The sequence below is a fragment of the Pseudomonas fluvialis genome (assembly GCF_002234375.1).
Classification (GTDB): Bacteria; Pseudomonadota; Gammaproteobacteria; order Pseudomonadales; family Pseudomonadaceae; genus Aquipseudomonas; species Aquipseudomonas fluvialis.
Window position 1 is genome coordinate 170,445 of the sequence record NZ_NMQV01000013.1, and the last position, 25,065, is coordinate 195,509.

General features: G+C 64.9%; 22 protein-coding genes and 2 tRNA genes. 10 read left to right on the top strand and 14 right to left on the bottom strand.

Annotation, left to right across the window (positions count from 1 at the left end; translation table 11 throughout):
- Positions 1-47: 47 nt before the first annotated feature.
- From recX to CFY91_RS08025, 3 genes are all read right to left on the bottom strand, one after another.
- Positions 48-515, bottom strand: a complete 468-nt coding sequence (gene recX, locus CFY91_RS08015; RefSeq protein ID WP_093985827.1) for a recombination regulator RecX — start codon at positions 513-515, stop codon at positions 48-50.
- Positions 515-1,558, bottom strand: a complete 1,044-nt coding sequence (gene recA, locus CFY91_RS08020) for a recombinase RecA (protein ID WP_093985828.1) — start codon at positions 1,556-1,558, stop codon at positions 515-517. The genes recX and recA overlap by 1 nt, the downstream gene beginning before the upstream one ends.
- Before the next feature lie 92 nt (positions 1,559-1,650).
- Positions 1,651-2,145 (bottom strand): CinA family protein, encoded by a 495-nt coding sequence (locus CFY91_RS08025; RefSeq protein ID WP_093985829.1) that lies wholly within the window; start codon positions 2,143-2,145, stop codon positions 1,651-1,653.
- A gap of 74 nt (positions 2,146-2,219) precedes the next feature.
- Here CFY91_RS08025 and mutS point away from each other — a divergent pair, with 74 nt between their 5' ends.
- From mutS to CFY91_RS08050, 5 genes are all read left to right on the top strand, one after another.
- Positions 2,220-4,787 (top strand): DNA mismatch repair protein MutS, encoded by a 2,568-nt coding sequence (gene mutS / locus CFY91_RS08030; RefSeq protein WP_093985830.1) that lies wholly within the window; start codon positions 2,220-2,222, stop codon positions 4,785-4,787.
- 129 nt (positions 4,788-4,916) lie between these two features.
- Entirely contained in the window at positions 4,917-5,240 is a 324-nt protein-coding gene (gene fdxA, locus CFY91_RS08035; protein ID WP_003285709.1) for a ferredoxin FdxA, read from the top strand.
- Between the two features lie 104 nt (positions 5,241-5,344).
- Positions 5,345-6,004: a paraquat-inducible protein A gene (locus tag CFY91_RS08040; protein WP_093985831.1), complete on the top strand. Its 660-nt coding sequence runs from the start codon at positions 5,345-5,347 to the stop codon at positions 6,002-6,004.
- Positions 5,991-6,608, top strand: coding sequence for a paraquat-inducible protein A (locus CFY91_RS08045; protein WP_093985832.1), 618 nt, complete (start codon positions 5,991-5,993; stop codon positions 6,606-6,608). Before CFY91_RS08040 ends, CFY91_RS08045 begins: the two co-directional genes overlap by 14 nt.
- Positions 6,601-8,907 carry a PqiB family protein gene (locus tag CFY91_RS08050; protein ID WP_093985833.1) on the top strand — a complete coding sequence of 769 codons (2,307 nt, stop codon included), beginning with the start codon at positions 6,601-6,603 and terminating at the stop codon, positions 8,905-8,907. The genes CFY91_RS08045 and CFY91_RS08050 overlap by 8 nt, the downstream gene beginning before the upstream one ends.
- Before the next feature lie 28 nt (positions 8,908-8,935).
- Here the strand turns inward: CFY91_RS08050 and gloA are convergent, their stop codons facing one another.
- The 4 genes from gloA to CFY91_RS08070 form a co-directional block, all read right to left on the bottom strand.
- Complete coding sequence (gene gloA, locus CFY91_RS08055) at positions 8,936-9,328, bottom strand: lactoylglutathione lyase (RefSeq protein ID WP_093985834.1); 393 nt, start codon at positions 9,326-9,328, stop codon at positions 8,936-8,938.
- Positions 9,329-9,352: 24 nt separating this feature from the next.
- Entirely contained in the window at positions 9,353-10,450 is a 1,098-nt protein-coding gene (mnmH, locus tag CFY91_RS08060) for a tRNA 2-selenouridine(34) synthase MnmH (RefSeq protein WP_093985835.1), read from the bottom strand.
- Positions 10,450-11,484 (bottom strand): selenide, water dikinase SelD, encoded by a 1,035-nt coding sequence (gene selD / locus CFY91_RS08065; RefSeq protein ID WP_093985836.1) that lies wholly within the window; start codon positions 11,482-11,484, stop codon positions 10,450-10,452. Before selD ends, mnmH begins: the two co-directional genes overlap by 1 nt.
- Before the next feature lie 97 nt (positions 11,485-11,581).
- Complete coding sequence (locus CFY91_RS08070; RefSeq protein WP_093985837.1) at positions 11,582-12,412, bottom strand: PA3715 family protein; 831 nt, start codon at positions 12,410-12,412, stop codon at positions 11,582-11,584.
- A gap of 193 nt (positions 12,413-12,605) precedes the next feature.
- On the opposite strand from CFY91_RS08070, the gene CFY91_RS08075 reads away from it, so the two are divergent.
- Genes CFY91_RS08075 through phnE form a run of 4 tightly spaced genes read left to right on the top strand, consistent with a single transcriptional unit; the run spans position 12,606 to position 15,836 of the window.
- Positions 12,606-13,457, top strand: a complete 852-nt coding sequence (locus tag CFY91_RS08075; protein ID WP_093985838.1) for a putative selenate ABC transporter substrate-binding protein — start codon at positions 12,606-12,608, stop codon at positions 13,455-13,457.
- Positions 13,454-14,251 (top strand): phosphonate ABC transporter ATP-binding protein, encoded by a 798-nt coding sequence (locus CFY91_RS08080; protein WP_093985839.1) that lies wholly within the window; start codon positions 13,454-13,456, stop codon positions 14,249-14,251. Before CFY91_RS08075 ends, CFY91_RS08080 begins: the two co-directional genes overlap by 4 nt.
- Positions 14,245-15,072 (top strand): PhnE/PtxC family ABC transporter permease, encoded by an 828-nt coding sequence (locus CFY91_RS08085; RefSeq protein ID WP_093985840.1) that lies wholly within the window; start codon positions 14,245-14,247, stop codon positions 15,070-15,072. Before CFY91_RS08080 ends, CFY91_RS08085 begins: the two co-directional genes overlap by 7 nt.
- Positions 15,069-15,836 carry a phosphonate ABC transporter, permease protein PhnE gene (gene phnE / locus CFY91_RS08090; protein ID WP_093985841.1) on the top strand — a complete coding sequence of 256 codons (768 nt, stop codon included), beginning with the start codon at positions 15,069-15,071 and terminating at the stop codon, positions 15,834-15,836. The genes CFY91_RS08085 and phnE overlap by 4 nt, the downstream gene beginning before the upstream one ends.
- Before the next feature lie 14 nt (positions 15,837-15,850).
- Here phnE and CFY91_RS08095 read toward each other — a convergent pair whose 3' ends face one another.
- The 3 genes from CFY91_RS08095 to CFY91_RS08105 form a co-directional block, all read right to left on the bottom strand.
- Positions 15,851-17,725, bottom strand: a complete 1,875-nt coding sequence (locus tag CFY91_RS08095) for a 1-acyl-sn-glycerol-3-phosphate acyltransferase (RefSeq protein ID WP_093985842.1) — start codon at positions 17,723-17,725, stop codon at positions 15,851-15,853.
- Between the two features lie 112 nt (positions 17,726-17,837).
- The gene (locus CFY91_RS08100) at positions 17,838-18,167 is read right to left on the bottom strand and encodes an AzlD domain-containing protein (RefSeq protein WP_093985843.1); all 330 of its coding nucleotides are present in this window, start codon (positions 18,165-18,167) and stop codon (positions 17,838-17,840) included.
- Complete coding sequence (locus CFY91_RS08105) at positions 18,164-18,832, bottom strand: AzlC family ABC transporter permease (RefSeq protein WP_093985854.1); 669 nt, start codon at positions 18,830-18,832, stop codon at positions 18,164-18,166. Before CFY91_RS08105 ends, CFY91_RS08100 begins: the two co-directional genes overlap by 4 nt.
- Before the next feature lie 215 nt (positions 18,833-19,047).
- On the opposite strand from CFY91_RS08105, the gene CFY91_RS08110 reads away from it, so the two are divergent.
- A complete protein-coding gene (locus CFY91_RS08110; RefSeq protein WP_093985844.1) occupies positions 19,048-22,524 on the top strand; it encodes a PAS domain-containing hybrid sensor histidine kinase/response regulator in 3,477 nt (1,158 codons plus the stop codon).
- 7 nt (positions 22,525-22,531) lie between these two features.
- Here the strand turns inward: CFY91_RS08110 and CFY91_RS08115 are convergent, their stop codons facing one another.
- The 4 genes from CFY91_RS08115 to CFY91_RS08130 all read right to left on the bottom strand — a co-directional run bounded on the left by CFY91_RS08115 (position 22,532) and on the right by CFY91_RS08130 (position 25,064).
- Positions 22,532-24,013: a DNA recombination protein RmuC gene (locus CFY91_RS08115; protein WP_093985845.1), complete on the bottom strand. Its 1,482-nt coding sequence runs from the start codon at positions 24,011-24,013 to the stop codon at positions 22,532-22,534.
- A gap of 52 nt (positions 24,014-24,065) precedes the next feature.
- On the bottom strand, positions 24,066-24,356 hold the full coding sequence (locus CFY91_RS08120) for an SEL1-like repeat protein (protein WP_093985846.1): 291 nt from the start codon (positions 24,354-24,356) through the stop codon (positions 24,066-24,068).
- A 508-nt stretch (positions 24,357-24,864) separates the two neighbouring features.
- Positions 24,865-24,940 (bottom strand) — tRNA-Glu (locus CFY91_RS08125).
- A gap of 48 nt (positions 24,941-24,988) precedes the next feature.
- Positions 24,989-25,064: transfer RNA gene (locus CFY91_RS08130), tRNA-Ala, on the bottom strand.
- Between the last annotated feature and the right edge of the window lies 1 nt (position 25,065).

Consider the following 25,065-nt stretch of genomic DNA (forward strand, 5'->3'; position numbering starts at 1 on the left):
CGATTGTAGCCGGGCTGCCGGCATGGCCATAGCGCTGGCTGGCTGTTTCAGTCGTCTGTGCCGCGGGCGCCCCGCCACAGGCGATTGATCTGCTCGGCCGAGTACCCCCGATAAGCCAGGAAGCGTGCCTGTTTGGCACGCTCCCGGGCATCCGCAGGCCACTGTCCGAAGCGCTTTTGCCAAAGCGCGTGCAACAACCCCTGCCAATCCACTTCAGCCGCCTGCAGCGCCGCAGCGATGGCCTCACGCGGCAGGCCGCGCTGCGCCAACTCCTCACGAATACGCAACGCTCCATGGCCGGCTCGGGCACGACTGGCAATGAAGCTTTCCAGGTAACGCCCTTCGTCCAGTAAGCCTTCTTCAGCCAGACGCTGCACGGCCTGTTCGATCAACTCGGGCGCTGCACCGCGCCTGAGCAGCTTGCGACTCAGCTCGACCTGGCCATGTTCGCGTTGCGCGAGCAGATCCATGGCCGCCCGCCGCACCGCGGCGGGCGTATCGAGCGGGGTGCTCATCAGCTGTCCAGCTCGACCAGTTCATCCTGATCGACCGCACCTTTCTGGGCCGCGCCACTGACCAGCAGTTTCTCGCGGATCTGTTGCTCGATGGTCTTGGCCACCTCCGGGTTGTCCTCCAGGTACTTGGCGGCATTGGCCTTGCCCTGGCCGATCTTGCTGCCCTGGTAGCTGTACCAGGCACCGGATTTTTCCAGCAGACCCTGCTGCACGCCCAGGTCGATGACCTCACCACTGCGGTAGATGCCCTTGCCGTAAAGGATCTGGAATTCCGCCTGACGGAAGGGCGGCGCGACCTTGTTCTTGACCACTTTCACGCGGGTTTCGCTACCCACGACCTCATCACCTTCCTTGACCGCGCCAATCCGGCGAATGTCCAGGCGTACCGAGGCGTAGAACTTCAGGGCATTACCCCCGGTCGTGGTTTCCGGGCTACCGAACATCACGCCGATCTTCATGCGGATCTGGTTGATGAAAATCACCAGGCAGTTGGCATTCTTGATGTTGCCGGTGATTTTGCGCAGGGCCTGGCTCATCAGGCGCGCCTGCAGGCCCACATGCGAATCACCCATTTCGCCTTCGATCTCCGCCTTGGGTACCAGGGCCGCCACCGAGTCGACGATGATCACGTCCACCGCATTGGAACGCACCAGCATGTCGGTGATTTCCAGCGCCTGCTCGCCGGTGTCTGGCTGCGAGACCAGCAGGTCGTCGACGTTAACCCCCAGCTTGCCGGCATAATCCGGGTCAAGCGCGTGCTCAGCATCGACGAAGGCACAGGTTGCCCCGAGCTTCTGCGCCTCGGCAATGACCGAGAGGGTCAGGGTCGTCTTACCTGACGATTCCGGACCGTAGATTTCGACAATACGCCCCTTGGGCAAACCGCCAATCCCCAGTGCGATATCCAGACCCAGCGAGCCGGTGGAAATGGCCGGAATGGCCTGACGCTCATGGTCGCCCATGCGCATCACCGCGCCCTTGCCAAACTGCTTCTCGATCTGGCCGAGGGCCGCCGCCAGTGCGCGTTTTTTATTGTCGTCCATAGCCATCCTCATTCATCAGGGCCGGGGCAATGCCGGCAAACAACTGTATATGTAGCCAGTAGTATTCCACAAGGCAAGGCACTCGCCTACCCCTACGGCAGATTTTCTCCGACCAGCAGCGCCAGCAACCCCTGCAAGGCCTGCTGTACGCTTTGCTGACGCACCGCCTGGCGCTCGCCACTGAAGCAGTAGCAACGCGCCTCGCAGCGCGCCCCATCAGCCCAGGCCAGCCATACCGTGCCCACCGGCTTTTCCGCCGAACCGCCACCCGGCCCGGCGATGCCGCTGACCGCCACCGCATAGCGCGCCCCACTGCGCCGTTGGGCACCACGCGCCATGGCCTCGACCACCGCCTGGCTGACGGCACCATGCTCGGCAAACAGCGCTTCCGGCACCCCCAACTGAGCGGTTTTCTGGCGGTTGGAATAGGTGACGAAACCCGCTTCGAACCAGGCCGAGCTACCTGCCACGCGGGTGATGGCCTCGGCAATGCCGCCGCCGGTACAGGATTCGGCACAACTGACCTGCTCACCTTGCGCCAGCAGCACCTTTCCCAGCCGCTCGGCCAGTTCGGTTAAATGATCCATATGCACTCCAGGGTGAATCCACTTCGGTGGATACCCTACACTAGCGGCTTTTCCCGCTTCAGCCGGATTCACGCATGACCGATCTCTCTGCACACACACCGATGATGCAGCAATACTGGAAACTCAAAAGCCAGTATCCCGAGCAATTGATGTTCTACCGCATGGGCGACTTCTACGAGCTGTTCTACGAAGACGCCAAGCGCGCTGCAGCCCTGCTCGACATCACCCTGACGGCTCGCGGGCAGTCCGCCGGCCAGGCCATCCCGATGGCCGGCATCCCCTTCCACTCGGCCGAAGGCTACCTGGCACGCCTGGTCAAGCTGGGCGAGTCGGTGGTGATCTGCGAGCAGATCGGTGACCCAGCCACCAGCAAGGGCCCGGTCGAGCGCCAGGTAGTACGCATCATCACCCCTGGCACGGTCAGCGACGAAGCGCTGCTCGATGAGCGCCGCGACAACCTGGTCGGCGCCGTGCTGGGCGATGAGCGGCTGTTCGGCCTGGCCATGCTGGACATCACCAGCGGCCGCTTCAGCGTGCAGGAATTACGCGGCTGGGAGCACCTGCTGGCGGAGATCGAACGCCTCAACCCTGCCGAACTGCTGTTCCCCGACGACTGGCCGGCCGGCCTGCCACTGGAAAAGCGCCGTGGCAGCCGGCGCCGTGCGCCCTGGGACTTCGAGCTGGACAGCGCGCACAAGAGCCTGCGCCAGCAGTTTGCCGTGCAGGACCTCAAGGGCTTTGGCTGTGAAGAACTGACCCTGGCGATTGGTGCGGCAGGCTGCCTGCTGGCCTATGCCAAGGAAACCCAGCGCACCGCCCTGCCGCATATCCGCAGCCTGCGCCATGAGCGCCTGGACGACACGGTCATTCTCGATGCTGCTACCCGGCGTAACCTGGAGCTGGACATCAACCTGGCGGGCGGGCGCGACAACACCCTGCAGTCGGTCATCGATCGCAGCCAGACGGCCATGGGCTCGCGCCTGCTGACCCGCTGGCTGCATCGCCCGCTGCGTGACCGCGCACTGCTGGAGCGCCGCCAGCAGGCCATCGCCTGCCTGCTCGATGCCTACCGTTTTGAAAGCCTGCAACCGCAGCTCAAGGACATCGGCGACCTAGAGCGCATCCTCGCGCGCATCGGCCTGCGCAATGCCCGGCCACGCGACCTGGCGCGCCTGCGCGACGCGCTGGCAGCCCTGCCACGCCTGCAGGACGCCATGGCCGGGCTCGACACCCCGCACCTCGCCGAACTGGCCGTGAACATCCGCACCTACCCGGAGCTGGCGGATCTGCTGCAGCGCGCCATCATCGACAACCCACCGGCGGTGATCCGTGACGGCGGCGTGCTGAAGACCGGCTACGACGCCGAACTGGACGAGTTGCAATCGATCAGCGAAAACGCCGGCCAGTACCTGATGGACCTGGAGGCCCGCGAGAAAGCCCGCACCGGCCTAGCCAACCTCAAGGTGGGCTACAACCGCGTACACGGCTATTTCATCGAACTGCCCAGCAAGCAGGCCGAGTCGGCACCTGCCGACTACATCCGCCGGCAAACCCTGAAAGGTGCCGAGCGCTTCATCACCCCGGAACTGAAAACCTTCGAGGACAAGGCGCTGTCGGCGAAAAGCCGCGCGCTGGCCCGCGAAAAGCAGCTCTACGAAGCCTTGCTGGAGCAGCTGATCGGCGAACTGGCGCCGCTGCAGGAAACCGCCGCGGCGCTCGCCGAACTGGACGTACTGAGCAACCTGGCCGAGCGTGCACTGACCCTGGACTTCAACTGCCCGCGCTTTACCGAGCAGCCCTGCCTGCAGATCGAGCAGGGTCGCCATCCGGTGGTCGAGCAGGTGCTCAGCAGCCCCTTCGTGGCCAACGACGTACGCCTGGACGATGACACGCGCATGCTGATCATCACCGGCCCGAACATGGGCGGTAAGTCCACCTATATGCGCCAGACTGCGCTGATCGTGCTGCTCGCGCACATCGGCAGCTATGTCCCGGCAGCCGCCTGCGAGCTGTCACTGGTCGACCGCATCTTCACCCGCATCGGCTCCTCCGACGACCTGGCTGGTGGCCGCTCGACTTTCATGGTGGAAATGAGCGAAACCGCCAACATCCTGCACAACGCCAGCGCACGCAGCCTGGTGCTGATGGACGAGGTCGGCCGCGGCACCAGCACCTTCGACGGCTTGTCGCTGGCCTGGGCCGCTGCCGAGCAGTTGGCCAAACTGCGCGCCTGGACGCTGTTCGCCACCCACTACTTCGAGCTGACGGTACTCCCGGAAAGCCAGCCCGGCGTAGCCAACGTGCATCTTTCCGCCACCGAGCACAAGGAACGCATCGTCTTCCTGCACCATGTCCTGCCAGGGCCCGCCAGCCAGAGCTATGGCCTGGCCGTGGCGCAGCTAGCCGGCGTGCCGCCGGCGGTCATCGCCCGCGCCCGCGAGCATCTGACACGTCTGGAAACCACCAGCCTGCCTCACGAGCTGCCACAAAATGTCGCAGCCAGCGGCCAGGCTCCGTTGCAAAGCGACCTGTTCGCCAGCCTGCCCCACCCGCTGCTGGACGAGCTGGCACGGGTCAGCCCGGACGACCTGACGCCACGCCAGGCACTCGAACTGTTATATGCATGGAAGACGCGGTTCTAACGCAGCCCGATGCAAGCTGTTAGAATCGCCGCCATTTTGTGAACTTGCCCTAGCCAGGCACTCAACTATCTACGCCTGCAAGCCCCTCACAGAAGGGGCTGAGGCCATCGCCCGAGGAGAGAACCGACCATGACCTTCGTCGTCACCGACAACTGCATCAAGTGCAAATACACCGACTGCGTGGAAGTCTGCCCGGTCGACTGCTTCTACGAAGGCCCCAACTTCCTGGTTATCCACCCGGACGAGTGCATCGACTGTGCGCTGTGCGAACCGGAGTGCCCGGCCCAGGCGATCTTCTCCGAGGACGAGGTACCGGAAGATCAGCAGGAATTCATCGAGCTGAACGCCGACCTCGCCGAAGTCTGGCCGAACATCACCGAGAAGAAGGATGCGCTGGCCGATGCCGAAGAGTGGGACGGCGTGAAAGACAAGCTGCAATACCTGGAGCGGTAATCCGCACCCTGTGCCCAAGCCGCTGCCTTGCAGCGGCTTTTTTGTCTGCGCCACACCCCGCTACACTGCTGCCTACCCGCCACGTTCGACGCCACAGGCCCCGCATGCCGAGCAGCCCCGCCCCGTCCACCACCGACCTGCAGGATGTCCCGCTGAGCAGCCTGCTGGCCTGCCATGAATGCGACCTGCTGTTGCGTCATGTCGATCTGCCACTGGAGCACAAGGCGTGCTGCCCACGCTGCGGCTACGAGTTGCAGACCCATCGTGCGCACATGAGCCGCCGCGCCCTGGCCCTGGTGCTGACCGCCCTGCTGCTGTACATCCCGGCCAACTTCCTGCCGATCATGCAACTCGACCTGCTCGGCCAGCGCAGCGAAGACACCGTATGGAGCGCAGTGCTCGCGCTGTACCAGAGCGAGATGGTGTTCATTGCCGTCCTGGTGTTCCTGTGCAGCATGGCCATTCCGCTGCTCAAACTGCTCTGCCAGCTGTGGGTCCTGTTGGCCATCACCCTGCGTCGCGGGCAGCGCCCGGCGCTGCAGGTCTATCGCCTGTATCACCACCTGCGCGAGTGGGGCATGCTCGAGGTGTATCTGATGGGCATCCTGGTGGCCATCGTCAAGCTGGCCGACCTTGCCGACCTGCACCTGGGCGCGGGCATGGCCTGTTTCATCGCCCTGCTCCTCGCGCAGGTCTGGCTGGAGGTGAGCATGTCACCCCATCAGGTATGGGACGCCCTGGAGGATGCCCATGCGCGCGCTTGATGCCGGGCTGATCATCTGCGGCGAATGTCATCGTTTGCATCGCCGCAGCGCAGCCCATCTGCACTGCCAGCGCTGTGGTGCACGCCTGCATGCCCGTCGCCCACACAGCATCGCACGCACCTGGGCGCTGCTACTGGCAGCAGCCATTCTTTATATACCGGCCAACCTGCTGCCGATCATGAGCGTCAACTTCCTCGGCAATGGCGCCCCCGCCACCATCATGGGCGGGGTGATCGAGCTGATCCATGCCGGCATGCTGCCGATTGCCAGCGTGGTGTTCATTGCCAGCATCCTGGTGCCCAGCTTCAAGCTGTGCGGCCTGGTCCTGCTGCTCTATTCGGTGCAACGCTACCAGCGCCTGTCGCCTCGCCAGCGCATCCTCATGTATCGCTTCATCGAGTGGATCGGCCGCTGGTCGATGCTCGACATCTTCGTCATCGCCATTCTCGTGGCGCTGGTACGCTTCGGTAATCTGGCCAGCATCGAAGCCGGGCCGGGTGCCGCCGCCTTTGCTTTGGTGGTGGTGCTGACCATGCTTGCCGCCACCTCCTTCGACCCCCGGCTGATCTGGGACAACACTGACACGGACGCGGATCATGACTGAACTGCCCTCGCCCAACCTGCGCCGCACCAGCAACTGGTCGGCCATCTGGATTCTGCCGCTGCTGGCCCTGCTGATCGGCGGCTGGCTGGGCTGGAAGGCCTACAACGAAGCTGGCATCGAGGTGCGGGTGCGCTTCGACAAGGGCGATGGCATCCAGATCGGCAAGACCCAGTTGATCTACAAGGGTATTTCTGTCGGCAAGGTGGTCGATCTCAAGGTTACCCCCGATCTCCAGGGGGTCATCGCCACCCTGGAAGTGATGAAGAAGGCCGAAGGCTATCTCAGCCAGGACACGCGCTTTTGGCTGGTTCGTCCGCAAGTCTCACTGGCCGGAGTAACCGGCCTGGAAACCCTGGTATCGGGTATCTATATCGGCGTCGAACCGGCCAGCGGCGAACCGCGGCGCGACTTTGTCGCCCTCAAGGAGCCGCCCAACCTCTCCGACAGCCAGCCTGGTCTGCACCTGACCCTGAAGGCCGAGCGACTCGGTTCGCTGGATAAGGACAGCCCGGTGTATTACCGGCAAATCCAGGTGGGCCGGGTGAAGAGCTACCAGCTCGGTGAAGACCAGCGCACTGTCGAGCTCAAGGTCTATATCGAACCTGCCTACAGCCATCTGGTGCGCAAACATACGCGTTTCTGGAATGCCAGCGGCCTCAATGTGCAAGCTGGCCTGGGTGGGGTAAAAATCCACAGCGAGTCATTGCTCAGCCTGCTCGCCGGCGGTATTGCCTTCGCTACCCCGGAGCACCGCCAGGACAGCCCGCCCACCGATCCTGCCCTGCCCTTCCGCCTCTATCCGGACTTCGATTCGGCGGAAGCCGGGGTGCGCGTGTGGCTCAAGCTGGATGCGGTGGAAGGTCTGCAGAAAGGCACCCCGGTGCTGTTCAACGGTGTCCAGGTCGGCAGCCTGCGTGAGCTGAAGATGAGCCGCGACCTGACCGGCGCCACAGCCGAATTGACCATGGAACCGCGTACCGAAGACCTGCTGCTGGAAGGTAGCGAGTTCTGGGTGGTCAAACCGTCCATCTCGCTGGCCGGGGTGACCGGCATCGATGCACTGGTCAAGGGCAACTACATTGCCGTGCGCTTTGCCCAGGAGGGGCAGGCCAGCCGCAGCTTCCAGGCGCTGCGCAAAGCCCCGCCGCTCAACCTCAACAGCCCGGGCCTGCACCTGCAACTGGCCAGCAGTCGCCAGGGCTCGCTACAGGTCGGCAGCCCGTTGCTCTACCGGCAGATGCGCATCGGCAGCGTCAGCAGCGTGGAACTCAGCCAGGACCGCCAGCAGATTCTCTTTGGCGTACACGTCGAACCGGAGTATGCCCACCTGGTCAACAGCAGCAGTCGTTTCTGGAATGCCAGCGGCATTACCCTGAAAGGCAGCCTGTCCGGCATCGAGGTCAAGAGCGAGTCACTGCAAAGTCTGATCAGCGGCGGTATTGCCCTGCATACCCCAAAAACCCAGGCGGCCGCACTGCGCCAGGGCCAGCGCCTGAATCTGTTCGACAACGAGGAACAGGCACTCAACCAGGGGCTGCTTGTGGAGTTGCTCAGCGACAGCGCCGAAGGCCTCCAGGTAGGCACCCTGCTGCGCTACAAGGGACTGGAGGTGGGCAAGGTGGAAGGCCTGCAGCTGCAGGATGACCTGCAGGCCGTGCGCATCCAGCTGCGCGTCCTGCAGGCCGGCGAGCGCATTGCCCGCCAGGGCAGTCGCTTCTGGCTGGTCAAACCCAAGCTGGGCCTGGCACGCACCGCCAACCTCGACACCCTGGTCAGCGGCCAGTACCTGGAAGTTGCCCCCGGTCCCGCCCAAGCGCCGCGCCAGCTGCGTTTCCGCCTGCAGCCGCAACCCGACGAGGCACCACTCAACAACAACCACAGCGAAGGCCTGCCGCTGGTGCTCAGCACCTCCCATCGAGGCTCACTGAAGGCCGATGTCGCGGTGACCTACCGCCAGGTGCCGGTGGGCAAGGTCACCCATGTCGAACTGGGGCCGAATGCCGACCGGGTACTGGTGCATGTACTGATCGAGCCGCGCTATGCCGCGCTGGTGCGCAGCGCCAGCCGGTTCTGGAATGCCAGCGGCATCGGCGTGGATTTTGGCCTGTTCAAGGGCGCCAAGCTGCGCGCCGAGTCACTGGAAGCCCTGCTCGAAGGCGGTATTGCCTTCGCCACCCCGGACAACCCGCAGATGGGCGGCCCGGCACAACCCGGGCAGACCTTCCTGCTCCACGACGAGGTCGATGAGCGCTGGCTGCAGTGGGCGCCAAAGATCAGCCTGCCGCCTGCGCCGCGCTGAGCACCGCGATCCGCGCAGCGCCCGGCGTTCAGTCGCCGCGCTGTGCGGACAACAGCTCGATCTTGTAGCCGTCCGGATCTTCGACGAAGGCCAGGATGCTGTTGCCATGCTTCATCGGCCCTGGCTCGCGGGTAATCTTGCCACCGCGCGCCCGGATGTCTTCACAGGCCTTGTAGACGTCATCCACTTCCAGGGCGATGTGCCCATAGCCGTTGCCCAGTTCATAGCCACTGACGCCCCAGTTATGGGTCAGCTCGATGACGCTGTTGTGCGCCTCATCGCCATACCCCACGAAAGCCAGGGTGAACTGCCCCTCGGGGTAGTCCTTGCGACGCAGCAGGGTCATGCCCAGTACTTCGGTATAGAAGGCGATGGACCTGTCCAGATCGCCAACCCGCAACATGGTGTGCAACAAACGCATGGTGATGCTCCTGTACTAAGGGCGTCAGCGCGTCAGGCGCTGACGCAGATACTCAATGACCGCCGCCTGCTCGCCGGCGAATTCGATGCGCGCGGCCTTGCTCTCGCGCTGATAGACGTACATCGGGTCGTAGTACTCGTTGAGCAACGCCTCGATCCAGGCGCGGTGCAGCGCCACTGCGCCGCTGCGCGCCTGCTCGTCGAGCGCCTGCGCCAGGATGGCCCGCAGCCGTGCATGACGCTCGCCGCCCAGGCGTTTCTGGATATTGTCCATGCTCTGCAGCAGGCGCGCGGCGAACAGGGCAAAACCCTGCTCCTCGCCATGCACGGCGAGGAACTCGGCGGCCAGGTCGATCACGTAGTCGCGCAGAATGCGTTCGACGCGATCGGCGACGCTATCTTCCAGCCACACCAGCGGGTAGTCCTGCATGCCCTGGTGCAGCGATAGCGGCAGCGAGCAGGTGCCAATCAGCCGGCTCTCGTCTTCCAGCACGAACTGCTGCTGACCACGCGCGCGGCGCTTGAGCAGGTCGATGGCCAACTGGTTCTCGAAGTCGATCTGCGAAGGCTGGCCGGTGGCACGCTTGCCGAAGCTGGAGCCCCGGTGATTGGCGTGGCCTTCCAGGTCGATGCTGTGGTCGAGCGCGGCGATCACCTCGGTCTTGCCGGTGCCGGTCATGCCGCCGACGATGACGAAATCGCACTCGGCCACCGCGCTGTCGAGCGTCTCGATCAGGAAAGTACGCATGGCCTTGTAGCCACCGATCACCCGTGGGTAGTCGATGCCGGCGTCGGCAAGCCACTGCTGGACGATCTGCGAGCGCAGGCCACCACGGAAGCAGTACAGGTAGCCGTTGGGGTTGGCCCTGGCGAAGGCCGCCCAGGCCTCGACCCGCGCAGCCTTGACCTTGCCGGAGACCAGCTGGTGGCCCAGCTCGATGGCCGCCTGCTGGCCCTTCTGCTTGTAGCAGGTACCGACCTTCTGTCGTTCGATGTCGGTCATCAGCGGCAGGCTGATGGCGTTGGGGAAGGCGCCCTTGGTGAATTCCACCGGGGCGCGCATGTCCATCATCGGCAGGTCGTTGAGGAAGATGTCGCGGTAGTCGGCCGTGTTGTCGCGCATCACAGCACCTCTACCGCATGACGCTGTCGTGCGGTCAGCTGGCCAATGGGCGCGAGGGTCAGGCCCAGCTCGGCGGCCACGGCGAGGAACTCGGCCTCGCCCTCCGGCGTCACGGCGATCAGCAGGCCGCCGCTGGTCTGCGGGTCGCACAGCAGATTGCGCTGCTGCTCGGAAATCGGCGCGATCTTCTCGCCGTAGCTGTCGAAGTTACGCAGGGTGCCACCGGGCACGCAGCCCTCGGCCAGGTAATAGTCCACCCCCGGCAGGCGCGGCACGGCGGCGTAGTCCAGCTGGGCAGTGAGGTTCGCGCCATCGGCCATTTCCACCAGATGGCCGAGCAGGCCGAAGCCGGTGACGTCGGTCATCGCCGTGACCCCGGCCAGCTTGCCGAAGCGCGCACCGGGCTTGTTTAGGGTGCACATCCAGTCGCGCGCCAGACCGACGTCCTGCTCGCGCAGCTTGGCCTTCTTCTCGGCGGTAGTGAGGATGCCGATACCCAGCGGTTTGGAGAGATACAGCTTGCAGCCGGCCGTGGCGGTGTCGTTGCGCTTCATGTGCTTCTTCTCGACCACACCGGTCACCGCCAGGCCGAAAATCGGCTCCGGCGCGTCGATCGAGTGGCCGCCGGCCAGCGGGATGCCGGCGGCGTCGCACACGGCGCGGCCGCCGCGGATCACCTCGCGGGCCACTTCCGCCGGCAGCACATTGACCGGCCAGCCGAGGATGGCGATGGCCATCAGCGGGTCACCGCCCATGGCGTAGATGTCGCTGATCGCGTTGGTCGCGGCAATCCGCCCGAAGTCATAGGGGTCATCGACGATCGGCATGAAGAAGTCGGTGGTCGACACCACCCCGCGCTCCTCGTCCAGCGCGTAGACCGCCGCGTCGTCACGCGAGGCGTTGCCGACCCACAGCTTCGGGTCGAGGTTCTGTGCGCCACTGCCGGCGAGGATCACCTCCAGCACCTTGGGGGAAATCTTGCAGCCGCAGCCGGCACCATGGCTGTACTGGGTCAGGCGGATCGGTTCGCTCATCGCAGGCTCTCGGCAATCGGCAAAAAACAGGCAGCGATTCTAGCAAAGCTGCCTGCGCTTTCCTGAATCCCTGAGCCGCCCTGACTTTTGCCGGCACTCACCGCACAGGCGTATCGCCAGGTGCCGGCTGATTGTCACGCCACCAGAAGGTGCTCACCTCCTCGACAGGGTAGCGTTGCCCGTCATAGCGCAGCCGCTGAGTGACCCGGCGCAGCAGCGGCTCCTGCGGCCCGAACTGGACGCTGGCGGTGAGCTGCAGATCGGCATAGCCGGCGGCGCGCAACGGCCCGACGCTCAGCGTGAGGCGGGCCTGCTCCATGGCAAAGTCGCTCTCCTGCACGCAGGCCGTACCCTGCACAGTGGTCCACAGGCGCAAATGGCTGGCAAACACCGGGCGCAACCGCGCACCTTCAGGCACCAGCAGCGTCAACAGGTCGTTGAAACCGCCCTCCGGGCAACTCGGGCCACGCGCCACACTGTTCAGCAGCAGACCGAAAGCCCGCACGCCCGGAGCCAGGTGATAGCGAGCGGTATCCAGCCACAGGCTGTCCGGACCGATCTCCAGCAGCACATCTTCGCCAAGCGGGCTGTCGTAGCGCTCTCGCAAGCGCCCCTCGGGCATCGCCACCCGCCCCACCAGCAGCTGCAGGTTGCGCCCAGCGTCGGGCAGCAGTGCCTCGCTGTCTTGATAGGCCAGTGCCACTACAGCCAGCTGGGGATCATCAGGCCAGGGCTTGCAGGCCGCGGCCTGCAAGGGAGCCAAGTAGGGTGTGCTGGCGTCAGGCACGCGCCAGCCGGACTGCCCCAACTGCTTGGCCAGCGCATCCAGCAACGCCTGACTGCAGCGCTGCGCCTCACCGGCCGCCGCCGGCCCGATCAGCCACAGGCTCAGCCAGCCAATCGCCAGCCAACGACATCTAGCCTCCATTGCCCTACCTCCTGATGCGTCGCGCAGCCGCACATACTACAAGCCAAGGCCCGGCGCCTGCTGTCGATCAGCTATCAGCCCGCGCACAGCCCTCGTATAATGTCGGCGCTCTTTACCCTACCGAACAAAAGGTCATGGCCCATGCGACCGTGACCTTTTGAATTTTTTCCGCTATTGAACCGGAGAACTTTCCATGCTCAAGCGCACGCTCGCGTTAGCCAGTGCCATGGCGCTGTCCCTGTCCGCCACACTCGCCCAGGCCGCCGATGTATTGAAAGTCAGCGCCATCCCCGATGAAGCACCCACCGAACTGCTGCGCAAGTTCCAGCCGCTGGGGGCCTATCTGGAACAGCAACTGGGCATGCCTGTCGAGTTCACGCCGGTCGCCGACTACCCTGCGGTGGTCGAAGCACTGGCCAGCGACCGCATCGATCTGGCCTGGCTGGGTGGCTTTACCTTCGTCCAGGCGCGCCTGAAGACCGGTAATGCCCTGCCGCTGGTACAGCGTGCCGAGGATGCCCGTTTCACCAGCAAGTTCATCACCGCCAACCCGGACGTGCAGTCGCTGGCCGACCTCAAGGGCAAGAGCTTTGCCTTCGGCTCGGTGTCCTCGACCTCCGGCAGCCTGATGCCGCGTTATTTCATGCTGCAGGACGGCATCAAGCCGGAAAGCCATTTCAGCCGCGTCGGCTATTCCGGTGCACACGACGCCACCGCCGCCTGGGTGCAGGCCGGCAAGGTGGATGGTGGGGTGCTCAATGCCAGCGTGTGGGACAAGCTGGTCGCCAACGGCACCATCGACAGCAACAAGGTACGGGTCTTTGCCACTACCCCGACCTACTTCGATTACAACTGGACCGTGCGCGGCACCCTCGACCCGGCGCTGACCGCGAAGATCAAGGCCGCCTTCCTGGCACTCGATCCGGCGATTGCCGAACACAAAGCGATCCTCGACCTGCAGGCAGCCAGCCGCTTCATCGAAACCGCCCCGGAAAACTACCAGGGCATCGAAGAAGCCGCGCGCGCCGCCGACCTGCTGAAATGAGCCTGCGCCTGAGCGGCGCGCACCTGCAGCACAGCCACAGCGTCCACGCCCTGCGCGGCGTGGACCTGACTATTGCGCGCGGTGAACGCGTCGCCATCATTGGTCCTTCCGGGGCCGGCAAGTCGAGCCTGCTCAACCTGCTGGCCACCGCGCTGCCGCCCAGCGCAGGCCAGGTCGAGGTGCTTGGCAGGGCGCCCTGGCGCCTGTCTGCCCGCCAGCGCCAGCAACTGCGTACCCAGATCGGCCTGATCCATCAGGCACCTCCCCTGCCAGCGCGCCAACGCGTGGTGACCGCCGTACTGGCCGGCAAGCTCGGCCAGTGGAGTCTGCTGCGCAGCCTGGTCAGCCTGCTCTACCCACTGGATATTCCCGGTGCCCGCGCCGCTCTCGCACGCCTGGACCTGGCCGACAAGCTGTTTGCCCAGTGCCAGCAACTGTCCGGCGGACAACTGCAGCGGGTGGGCATTGCCCGCGTGCTGTACCAGGCGCCACAACTGCTGCTGGCCGACGAGCCGGTGTCGGCCATGGACCCGGTCTTGGCCGGGCACACCCTGAGCGTGCTCTGCCAGCATGCACAGCGCGAGGGCATCACCCTGGTCGCCAGCCTGCATGCGGTGGAGCTGGCCCTGGCGCATTTCCCGCGGATCATCGGCGTGCGTGAGGGGCGGATTGCCTTCGACTGCCCCGCTGCGGAAGTCGACCAGCCGCGCCTCGACGCCCTGTACGCCAACCAGCAACTGCTCACCCCAACCCCGCCCAGCCCGGCGCCGAGTCTGCAGATTCCACGATGCTGAGCCCGCACCCGCGTGATCCGGCGGCCATGCCGCGCCTGCTCCTCAGTGTGCTGGCGATTGCCCTGCTGTGGCCCGGCGTGCAGCTCAGCGAGCTGGATCTCGGCGTGCTGCTGGCCGCCGACAGCCAGAGCGAAATGGGTCGTTTCGTCGCCGCCTTCTGGCCGCCTGCGCATCAGGACGAGTTCCTGCAACTGCTCGCCCAGGCCACCCTGCAGACCCTGGCCATCGCCACCGCCGGCATGGTCCTGGCGCTGCTCCTGGCCATTCCGGCGGCGCTGCTGGCCAGTCGCGCGCTGTCGCTGTCTGCCGCCAGTCGTGGCGGGCAGCCCAGCTGGCTTGGCCAGGCCGTACGTTGGCCGGTACGCGGGCTGCTGATCTTTCTGCGCAGCGTGCCGGAAATCGTCTGGGCGCTGCTGTTCGTGCGCGCCGTGGGCCTGGGACCGACCGCCGGCGTACTGGCCATCGCCATTACCTATGCCGGCATGCTCGGCAAGGTCTATGCGGAAATCTTCGAGTCGGTCGAGCAGCGCCCCATGCATGCCCTGCTGCAGGCCGGCAGCGGCCGCCTGAGCGCCTTTGCCTACGGCATCCTGCCCAATGCCGCCGCGGAGTTGACCTCCTACACCCTATACCGCTGGGAATGCGCCATCCGCGCTTCGGTGGTAATGGGCTTCGTCGGTGCCGGCGGCCTGGGCCAGCAGCTTGACCTGTCGATGCGCATGTTCGCCGGCGGCGAAGTGGCCAGCATGCTGCTCACCTTCCTGCTGCTGGTCTTGCTGGCCGATGCGCTGAGCCGCCTGTTGCGCGGGAGGCTGGCATGAAGCGCCTGGGCAACCTGGCCCTGCTACTGGCCCTGGGCCTGGGCATCTGGGCGTCGTTTGCCTACCTGGGCCTGCAACTGGGCAGTCTGTTCAGCGAGCAAAGCCTGACCCAGATGTCCCGCTATGCAGTGCGTTTCCTGCAACCGGACCTGAGCAGCACGCACCTGCAGGCAATTGCCCGCGGCACCCTGGAAACCCTGGCCATGTCGGCACTCGGCACCCTGCTGGCGGCGCTGCTCGGCCTGCTCCTGGCACTGCCAGCTGCCGGGCGCTGCGGTGGCCTGGCCGAGGCCCTGGCGCGCCTGCTGCTCAATGCCCTGCGAGCGATTCCCGAACTGGTCTGGGCCGCGCTGATGGTACTGGCCGCCGGCCTGGGGCCGAACGCCGGCACCCTGGCGCTGGCCCTGCACACGGCCGGCGTACTCGGCCGGCTGTTTGCCGAAGCACTGGAAAATACCCCGGCGGCCCCCGCCGAGGCGATTCGCCTGCAAGGCGGCGGTCAGCTGGCGGCGTTCTGCTATGGCACCCTGCCCAATCTCTGGCCGCAGTTGCTGGCCTACACCCTGTATCGCTGGGAAAACAACATCCGCATGGCCAGCGTGCTCGGCTTCGTCGGCGCAGGCGGCCTGGGGCAGATGCTCTATGTCAGCCTCAGCCTGTTCCAGGAGGCGCAAGCCAGCACGGTAATCCTCGCCATGCTGGCACTGGTGCTGGCGGTGGATGCCCTCAGCAGCTGGAGTCGCCAGCGCTGGGTGCGCCAGTAGCTGAGCGCGGCCGCTCAGGCCCGTTCGCCCCGCAAGGCCTGCACTTCGGCCTGCAGACGGGCGCAACTGGCTTCACTGGCCGGCAGCGGCTGCCCGGCGACCAGCCCGATGCGTGACCACAGGCGGCGGAACAACCCGCGCTGCGGGGCCCGGCTGAAGAAACTGCCCCACAACCCCTGCAGCGCCACGGGAATGACCGGCACCGGATTGTCCTCGAGGATGCGTTCGATTCCGCCCCTGAAGGTGTTGATCTGGCCATCGCTGGTCAGCTTGCCTTCCGGGAAGATGCACACCAGCTCACCGCACTGCAGGTACTGACTGATCCGCTCGAAGGCCTGCGCATAAATCCGCTCGTCCTCGTGCCGGGCGGCAATCGGCACCGCGCCGGCCGTACGGAAGATGAAATTAAGCACCGGCAGGTTGTAGATCTTGTAGTACATGACGAAGCGCATGGGCCGGCGCACCGCGCCGGCCAGCAGCAGGGCATCGACAAACGACACGTGGTTGCACACCACCACGGCGGCGCCTTCGTCGGGGATCACCTGCAGGCCACGCGCCTCGACGCGGTACATGGAGTGGCCGAGCAGCCACACCAGGAAGCGCATGCTGAATTCCGGGACGATCTTGAAGATGTAGCAGTTCACTGCCACGTTCATCAGCGACACGACGAGGAACAGCTCGGGCACCGAGAGACCCGCCACGCTGAGAAAGAGGATCGACAGCAGCGCCGAGGCCACCATGAACAAGGCATTGAGGATGTTGTTGGCGGCCACCACGCGAGCACGTTCCTGCTCGGCGGTACGCGACTGGATCAGCGCATACAGCGGCACGATATAGAAGCCGCCAAACAGCCCGAGGCCCACCACGCAGCCCAGCAACGTCAGACTACCCGGCTGGGCCAGCAGGCTCAGCCAGTCATAGGCGCTGTCCGCCGGTGCCAGCTGCCCGGAGCCGGCCCACAGCAGAATGCCGAACAGGCTCAGGCCGATCGAACCGAACGGCACCAGACCGATCTCCACCTTGCCGCCCGACAGCCGCTCGCAAAGCATCGAGCCGAGGCCGATGCCCAGCGAGAACAGGGTAAGGATCAGCGTCACCACACTTTCATCGCCATGCAGCCAGTCCTTGGCAAAGGCCGGAATCTGCGTGAGGTATACCGCGCCGAGGAACCAGAACCAGGAATTGCCGATCAGCGAACGTGACACCGCCGGACGCTGCCCCAGCCCCATGCGCATGATTTGCCAGGACTGGCGGAGGATATTCCAGTCCAGTGCCAGCTGCGGCAGCGAGGCATGGGCAAAGGGAATGAAGCGGCTGGCCAGGTAGCCGAGCACCGCCACCCCCACCACACTGCCCGCCACCAGCGCGGCATAGTCGCTGCTGGCCATGAGCAGGCCAGCGCCAATGGTGCCACCAAGAATCGCCAGGAAGGTGCCGGTTTCCACCAGCGCATTGCCGCCCACCAGCTCGTCCTCGCGCAATGCCTGGGGCAGGATTGAGTATTTCACCGGGCCGAACAGTGCCGACTGGCTGCCCATCAGGAACAGCACCAGCAGCATCAGCGGCAGGTTGCCAAGCAGCACCCCCACGGCCCCGGCCAGCATGATCAGCACCTCGCCCAACTTGATGGCGCGGATCAACGCATCCTTGGCGAACTTCTCGCCAAACTGCCCGCCCAGCGCCGAGAACAGAAAGAACGGCAGGATGAACAGCAGCGCACAGAGGTTAATCAGCAGCGCCTGGTCAGCCTGTGCATTGAGCTTGAAGAGAATGCCGAGGATCAGCGCCTGCTTGAAGATGTTGTCGTTGAAGGCACCGAGCAACTGGGTAAGAAAGAACGGCAGAAAACGCCGGCTACGCAGCAGGCTGAATTGCGAAGGATGACTCATCGACCATGTCCCTGGGTGAGTTGAACCTGTGCATTGGAACGCAAGCCACCTGCTCTGCGCCACAGGCACCTACGCAAAAGTGGCACTCGGCCACAGCCCTCCGCCCCACCCGCTATACCGGCAACTGGCCGAATGCCCAGCGCAGCACGAAGAACAGCAACAGACCGCTGGCGATGGTGGCCAGCAGGTGGCGGGTCACTGCGGCGACCAGAATGCTCGCCAGGCCGGCCAGCAGGTAGGCGTTGTCGGCACGCAGCGCCCAGTGCTGGCCATCGGGCAGCAGCATGCCCGGCACCACGATGGCGCTGAGCACGGCGATCGGCACATAGTGCAGAGCACGGCGCAGGCCCTCAGGAAACTGCAGGTGCGACCAGGCGAACAGGCTATAGCGAGTGGTGAAGGTAATCAGCAACATGCCAAGGATCAGCAGCCAGGTGTTCATGCCTTCGCCTCCCCGCTCGCGGCCAGGCGCTCCAGGCACAAACCGCTGAGAATGCCACCGGCCGCCGCCACCAGCAGTCCCAGCTGATAGGGCAGGCTGTGGCAGGCCAACGCCAGCGCCCCGGCCACCAGTGCCGCGGCAACCTGCGGCGTGTTACGCAGCATGGGCACGACGATGCCGATAAAGGTCGCCAGCATGGCGAAATCCAGCCCCCAGGCAGCCAGGTTGGGCAGGGTTTGGCCGAACACAATGCCCAGCGCGGTACACAACTGCCAGTTGCCATACATGGCCAGCGCCGCGCCGAGGAAATACCAGTGCTTGCACGGCGAGGCATCGGCCCGCGCATAACGCTGCTGGACCACGGCAAACGCCTCGTCGGTCAACCAGAAGGCCAGCGCTAGGCGCCAGCGGCCCGGCAGGTGGCGCACGAAGGGCTGCAAACTGGCGCTGTACAGGGCGTGCCGCAGGTTGACCACCAGGGTGGTCAGCAGCACCACGGCCAGGCCAGCCCCGCCGCCAATCAGGCTGACCGCAATGAACTGCGCGCTACCGGCAAAGACCAGCAGCGACATACCCAGGGTTTGCCAGGGGCTCAGCCCGGCGGCAATCGCCAGGCCACCAAAGATCACCCCGAAGGGTGCGGTTCCCAGCAACAGCGGCAGCATGTCACGGGCACCCTGCAGAAACTCTTCACGACGCACGGTGTTCTCCTCACAGGTCGCCGAAGGTAGCCGATTGCCGGCCGCCTGTCTTGACCAACAGCCCAGGTTTTTTCCGCGACCGGGTAGTCGCCACCAGGCGACCTTGGTCGCAAGCCTCCTGACGCCGCAGTGCTTTGCTGCCACACTGCACAGCGCCTGCAGCCTGTAGCGGAGCCCGCATGATTCTCTCCCCCGGCCTGATCGCCGCCGTCTTTCTGTCGTACATGGCGCTGCTGTTCGCCATTGCCTTCTATGGCGACCGCCGCGCCGCGCCCTTGTCGCCACGCCTGCGTGCCTGGGTGTACAGCCTGTCGCTGGCGGTGTACTGCACCAGTTGGACATTCTTCGGCGCGGTCGGCCAGGCCAGCGAGCGTCTCTGGTCATTTGTGCCCATCTACCTCGGCCCGGTGCTGCTGATGCTCCTGGCACCCTGGGTGCTGCAGAAGATGGTGCGCATCAGCAAACAGGAAAACATCACCTCGATTGCCGACTTCATCGCCGCCCGCTATGGCAAGTCGCAAGGCCTGGCGGTGCTGGTCACGCTGGTCTGCCTGGTCGGCGTACTGCCCTACATTGCCTTGCAGCTCAAGGGCATTGTGCTGGGCGTCAACCTGCTGACCGGGGCCAGCGCCGAATCCAGCGGCGTACGCGCCCAGGACACCGCGCTGGTGGTGTCGCTGGTACTGGCGCTATTCGCCATCCTGTTCGGTACGCGCAACCTGGATGTCACCGAACACCATCGCGGCATGGTGTTGGCGGTTGCCTTCGAGTCATTGGTCAAACTGCTCGCCTTCCTGGCCGTTGGCGTATTCGTCACCTGGGGGATGTTCGACGGCTTCCAGCCCCTCCTCGAACAGGCCCGCAAGGCCAGCCACATGCAGGCGTTCTGGGCAGACACCCTGGACTGGCCGTCGATGCTGGTGCAGACCGGCATCGCCCTGCTGGCGATCATCTGCTTGCCCCGCCAGTTCCATGTCACCGTGGTAGAGAACACCGAACCACGCGACCTGCGTCTGGCACGCTGGGTGTTTCCGCTGTACCTGGTGCTGGCGGCGCTGTTCGTCGTACCGATAGCCCTGGCCGGGCAACTCAGCCTGCCACCGGGGATCAGCGCCGACTCCTTCGTGATCAGCCTGCCGCTGGCCGAGGCGCGCCCCGAGCTGGCCCTGCTGGCCTTCATCGGTGGTGCCTCGGCAGCTACCGGCATGGTGATCGTTGCCTGCGTGGCGCTGTCGACCATGCTCAGCAACGACATCGTGCTGCCGGCCCTGTTGCGGCGCCAGCGCAGCGACCGCCCCTTCGAGCTGTTCCGCCACTGGCTGCTGACGGTTCGCCGGGTCAGCATTCTGGTCATCCTGCTGCTGGCCTATGTCTGCTACCGGTTGTTCGGTTCCAGCGCCAGCCTGGCCACCATTGGCCAGGTAGCCTTCGCCGCCATCACCCAGCTGGCACCGGCCATGCTCGGGGCGCTGTACTGGAAACAGGCCAATCGCCAAGGCGTGCTGGCCGGGCTGCTGACCGGCGCCGCACTGTGGTTCTACACCCTGGTGCTGCCCCTGGTGGCCGGCGGAATGGGCTGGCCCTTGCAGCGCTTCCCCGGCCTGGAGTGGCTGGCCAACCAGCCACTGGGGCTGCCCGTCGATCCCCTGACCCTGGGCGTGGTGCTGTCGCTGGCTGGCAACTGGCTGGTATTTGCCGTGGTCTCGCTGATGTCGCGCACCCGGGTTGCCGAACACTGGCAGGCCGGGCGTTTTGTCGGCCAGGACAGCTCGGTAGGCAGCAACCGCTCGCTGCTGGCGGTGCGCCTGGCAGATCTGCTCAGCCTGGCCGAGCGCTTTGTCGGCAGCGAACGCGCCCAGCAGAGCTTCCAGCGCTTCGCCATGCGCCAGGGCAGTGCATTCAACCCAGGGCATAACGCCAACAGCGACTGGATTGCCCATACCGAACGCCTGCTCGCGGGTGTGCTCGGGGCCTCCTCGGCGCGGGTGGTGGTCAAGGCAGCCATCGAAGGCCGCGAGATGCAGGTCGAGGACGTCGTACGCATCGTCGGCGAAGCCAGCGAAGTCCTGCAGTTCAACCGCGCCCTGCTGCAGGGGGCCATCGAGAACATCAGCCAGGGCATCAGCGTGGTCGACCAGTCGTTACGCCTGGTCGCCTGGAACCGCCGCTACATCGAGATCTTCGAGTACCCCGAGGGACTGGTGTACATCGGCCGGCCGATTGCCGACATCATTCGCTTCAATGCGCAACGCGGCCTGCTCGGCAACGGCGACATCGAGGAGCATGTGAACAAGCGTCTGCACTGGATGCGCCAGGGCACCGCGCACACGTCCGAGCGTCTGTTCCCCAGCGGCCGGGTCATCGAACTGATCGGCAACCCGATGCCAGGCGGCGGTTTCGTCATGAGCTTCACCGACATCACCGAGTTCCGCGAAGCCGAGCGAGCCCTCAAGGCCGCCAACGAAGGACTGGAACAGCGGGTCAGCGAACGCACCCAGGAACTCTCCCAGCTCAATCTGGCACTGTCCGAAGCCAAGGCGCATGCCGAGGCGGCCAATCAGTCGAAGAGTCGTTTTCTCGCTGCGGTCAGCCACGATCTCATGCAGCCGCTGAATGCCGCGCGGCTGTTTTCCGCCGCCCTCGCCCACCAGCAAGGCCTGCCCCGCGAAGCCGAAACGCTGGTACAGCATCTGGACAGTGCACTGCATTCGGCCGAGGACCTGATCACCGACCTGCTGGATATCTCTCGCCTGGAAAACGGCCGCATCACCTGTGACCGGCAGAATATCCCCCTCGCCCAACTGTTCGATGCACTGGGCGCCGAGTTCCGCGCCCTGGCCCAAGGACAGGGCGTGGATTTCCGCGTGCGCGGCAGCCGGCACAGCATCAACAGCGATCCCAAGCTGTTGCGGCGCATCCTGCAGAACTTCCTGACCAACGCCTTCCGTTATGCCAAGGGCCAGGTGCTGCTCGGTGTGCGCCGCGAAGGCAGGCAACTGCGCCTGGAAGTCTGGGACCGCGGCCCGGGCATCGCCGCCGACAAGCAGAAGGAAATCTTCGAGGAATTCAAGCGCCTGGACAGTCACCAGACCCGCGCAGAAAAGGGCCTGGGCCTCGGCCTGGCCATCGCCGACGGACTGTGCCGGGTCCTCGGCCATCGTCTGCAAGTGCGCTCCTGGCCTGGCAAGGGCAGCGTGTTCAGCGTTAGCGTGCCCCTGGCCAGCCAGCAGACCGTCACGCATAGCCCGCCCCCCAGCCAGCACACCAGCGGCCAGCAACTGGCCGGCGCGCCGGTATTGTGCGTGGACAACGAAGACAGCATTCTCGCCGGCATGCACAGCCTGCTGTCGCGCTGGGGTTGCCAGGTATGGACAGCGCGCAACCGTCTGGAGTGTGAACACCTGCTCGACGAGGGCATTCGCCCACAGCTGGCGCTGGTCGACTACCACCTCGATGAGGGAGAAACCGGCTGCGAACTGATGGCCTGGCTACGCGGCCGCCTGGGCAGCCCCCTGCCTGGCGTGGTGATCAGCGCCGACGGGCGCCAGGAACTGATCAACAGCGTGCATGCCGCCGGCCTTGACTACCTTGCCAAGCCGGTCAAGCCGGCTGCCCTGCGGGCGCTGATCAGCCATCACCTGCGGCAGCGTGACTGACCCACGCTCAACCCCGCGGGTCGTCCAGGCGCAGGCTTTCACCGGCCTCGCGGAGCAGCTCGGCCGGTAACTGCTTACTGGTGCGTGCGCCCAGCTCGCGCAACTGCTCGGCACGTCGCACCAGGTTGCCGCGTCCGTCCACCAGCTTGTTGCGCGCCCCGGCATAGGCCTTGTCCAACTGCTGCAGGCGCGTGCCGATCTCATCCAGGTCAGCAACAAACAGGGTGAACTTGTCATACAGCCAACCGGCGCGCTCGGCGATCTCTCGGGCATTCTGCCCCTGACGTTCCTGGCGCCACAGGCTGTCGATCACCCGCAGAGTAGCCAGCAGCGTAGTCGGACTGACGATGACGATACGCTGCTCGAAAGCCTCCTGGAAAAGCCCCCCATCCTGCTCCAGTGCGGCGGCAAAGGCAGCCTCAAGCGGCACGAAGAGCAGTACGAAGTCCAGGCTGTGCAGGCCCTCCAGACGGCTGTAATCCTTGCTGGCAAGATTCTTCAGGTGCCCGCGCAATGACTGTACATGCTGACGCAGCGCCGCCTGGCGCGCCGTCTCGTCCGGCGCGGCAACCGCCTGCTGGTAAGCCTGCAAGCTGACCTTGGCATCGACAATGATCTGCCGCTCGCCGGGCAGGCGAATCAGCACATCGGGCTGCAAACGCTGGCCATCGGCCCCCTTGAGACTGACCTGGGTTTCGTATTCGCGGCCCTTGTGCAGGCCGGCATGCTCGAGTACCCGCTCCAGCACCAGCTCGCCCCAGTTGCCCTGCTGTTTCTGTCCCTGCAGGGCACGACTGAGACGCGTCGCCTCGTCACCCAGGCGCTGGTTGAGCTGTTGCAGGCGCTGCAGCTCATGACCCAGCGAAAAACGCTCGCGCGCCTCCTGCTGGTAGCTCTCCTCGACCCGCTTCTCGAAGGCCTGGATGCGTTCCTTGAGTGGCTCCAGCAACTGTCCGAGGCGCTGCTGACTGTGCTCGGCGAAACGCTGCTCGCGCTCCTCGAAGATCTGCCCTGCCAGCTCGGCAAACTGTGCACGCAGGCTGTCACGCGCGCCTTGCAGGTCATTCAGGCGCTGCTGCTGATGCTCCTGCTGCTCGCGCAACTCGGCAGCCAGCGCGCTGCGCTGGGCGTCCAGGCGGCGTAACTCGCTGACCTGCTGCTGACGCTCGGCCTGCCAGGCCTGAGCATCAGCACGCGCTTGTTGTTGCTGGGCCTGCAGCAGCTCACGTTCGCGCTGCAAGGCAGCCAGCTGGGCCTGCTGACGGGCATGCAGTTGTTGCCATTGTTCCTTGTGCTGGACGGCTTCCTGCACCTGTGCATCCAGCGTCTGCACACGCTGCTGGGCCTGCTGCAGCAGTTCACGCTGATGGCTCTGCAACAGGCGTAGCGCATCCAGACGACGCTGCTGACGCCACAGCAGGCCGAGCAACGGCAAGGCCACCAGCAATACGCTCAGCAACAGCGGCAAGGTTGGCAGATCGGCAGGCATCACAAAGGCTCCACGGCAGGATTGGCCGGCAGTATACCGACCAGGCCAGCGGTTAACCCTGGCGAGAACTACGCAGCGAAGGTAGGCGCAATTGCGCGGTCAGACATTCAAGGGCTTCACGGGCACCGTGATCGCCGGCACGTGCCGCCAGGCGAAGCATTTCCTGGCCCACGCGACGATCGCGTAGATCAGCAGCCTCGTGGCAGAGCAGACAGCCAAGACGGCTTTGCGCAGCCACCACGCCTTGCTTGGCAGCGGGCTTGAGCAGTTGCACGGCAAAACGCTTGATCGGTGCAGTCTGCGCCAATGGTGGGGTGTCCAGCAGCCACATGGCCAGGTGCATGGACATCCGTTGATGACGGCTTTGCCGGGCGGCAAGAGTCGGCTTCATAACTATCTGCATCAGCCTGTGAGGTGGCGCACTCTACTCTTTTTCTCGCCCAGGTAAAGCCTTGCATTTCGTGAGCAAATAGGCTTGGCGAAACACTCGACAATCCATCCACAGAAGCTGTGGATAACTTTGTGCAAAACCTCTTGGCAAAGGCCCGCCGGAGTTGTCTGACAAGGCTTTCAGACAGCTTGATCATTTTTTGATCAAAAATAAATATCCTTATTTTTCAGATACTTACAAATGCAAGCACGAAAAATCAACGACTTAGGAAAAATTTCTGACGGCCTGCTACCCCTGGCCGGGGTAACTGCACCGATTGTGCACAACAGGCCGCGACAGACTGTCGCAGAGCGCCCGGCAGAGCACCAAAAGGGGTCAGCGCAGCGTATTGGCAGAGATAAAACAAAAGGGTCAGCTCTTGCGAACTGACCCTTTGACCCCGCAGACCGGGAAATTGAAATGGCGTCCCCTAGGGGACTCGAACCCCTGTTACCGCCGTGAAAGGGCGGTGTCCTAGGCCACTAGACGAAGGGGACTAAACCTTCGAACAACAAGGCCAGCACGCGGCTGGCCTGTTGAGTGTTTGGTGGAGCTAGACGGGATCGAACCGTCGACCTCTTGCATGCCATGCAAGCGCTCTCCCAGCTGAGCTATAGCCCCA

Excerpts from the sequence above, each read along its gene's own strand:
- CFY91_RS08025 (WP_093985829.1), bottom strand. The coding sequence starts at position 2,145 with ATGGATCATTTAACCGAACTGGCCGAGCGGCTGGGAAAGGTGCTGCTG.
- CFY91_RS08075 (WP_093985838.1), top strand. The coding sequence starts at position 12,606 with ATGCTCAAGCGCACGCTCGCGTTAGCCAGTGCCATGGCGCTGTCCCTG.
- mnmH (WP_093985835.1), bottom strand. The coding sequence starts at position 10,450 with ATGCGCGACAACACGGCCGACTACCGCGACATCTTCCTCAACGACCTG.
- CFY91_RS08070 (WP_093985837.1), bottom strand. The coding sequence starts at position 12,412 with ATGGAGGCTAGATGTCGTTGGCTGGCGATTGGCTGGCTGAGCCTGTGG.
- CFY91_RS08105 (WP_093985854.1), bottom strand. The coding sequence starts at position 18,832 with ATGCTGCCGCTGTTGCTGGGAACCGCACCCTTCGGGGTGATCTTTGGT.
- CFY91_RS08045 (WP_093985832.1), top strand. The coding sequence starts at position 5,991 with ATGCGCGCGCTTGATGCCGGGCTGATCATCTGCGGCGAATGTCATCGT.
- CFY91_RS08120 (WP_093985846.1), bottom strand. The coding sequence starts at position 24,356 with ATGCACCTGGCCATGTGGCTGCTGGACACCCCACCATTGGCGCAGACT.
- CFY91_RS08095 (WP_093985842.1), bottom strand. The coding sequence starts at position 17,725 with ATGAGTCATCCTTCGCAATTCAGCCTGCTGCGTAGCCGGCGTTTTCTG.
- CFY91_RS08050 (WP_093985833.1), top strand. The coding sequence starts at position 6,601 with ATGACTGAACTGCCCTCGCCCAACCTGCGCCGCACCAGCAACTGGTCG.
- CFY91_RS08040 (WP_093985831.1), top strand. The coding sequence starts at position 5,345 with ATGCCGAGCAGCCCCGCCCCGTCCACCACCGACCTGCAGGATGTCCCG.
- selD (WP_093985836.1), bottom strand. The coding sequence starts at position 11,484 with ATGAGCGAACCGATCCGCCTGACCCAGTACAGCCATGGTGCCGGCTGC.
- CFY91_RS08085 (WP_093985840.1), top strand. The coding sequence starts at position 14,245 with ATGCTGAGCCCGCACCCGCGTGATCCGGCGGCCATGCCGCGCCTGCTC.
- recA (WP_093985828.1), bottom strand. The coding sequence starts at position 1,558 with ATGGACGACAATAAAAAACGCGCACTGGCGGCGGCCCTCGGCCAGATC.
- CFY91_RS08080 (WP_093985839.1), top strand. The coding sequence starts at position 13,454 with ATGAGCCTGCGCCTGAGCGGCGCGCACCTGCAGCACAGCCACAGCGTC.
- CFY91_RS08110 (WP_093985844.1), top strand. The coding sequence starts at position 19,048 with ATGATTCTCTCCCCCGGCCTGATCGCCGCCGTCTTTCTGTCGTACATG.
- mutS (WP_093985830.1), top strand. The coding sequence starts at position 2,220 with ATGACCGATCTCTCTGCACACACACCGATGATGCAGCAATACTGGAAA.
- CFY91_RS08115 (WP_093985845.1), bottom strand. The coding sequence starts at position 24,013 with ATGCCTGCCGATCTGCCAACCTTGCCGCTGTTGCTGAGCGTATTGCTG.
- CFY91_RS08100 (WP_093985843.1), bottom strand. The coding sequence starts at position 18,167 with ATGAACACCTGGCTGCTGATCCTTGGCATGTTGCTGATTACCTTCACC.
- gloA (WP_093985834.1), bottom strand. The coding sequence starts at position 9,328 with ATGCGTTTGTTGCACACCATGTTGCGGGTTGGCGATCTGGACAGGTCC.
- phnE (WP_093985841.1), top strand. The coding sequence starts at position 15,069 with ATGAAGCGCCTGGGCAACCTGGCCCTGCTACTGGCCCTGGGCCTGGGC.
- recX (WP_093985827.1), bottom strand. The coding sequence starts at position 515 with ATGAGCACCCCGCTCGATACGCCCGCCGCGGTGCGGCGGGCGGCCATG.
- fdxA (WP_003285709.1), top strand. The coding sequence starts at position 4,917 with ATGACCTTCGTCGTCACCGACAACTGCATCAAGTGCAAATACACCGAC.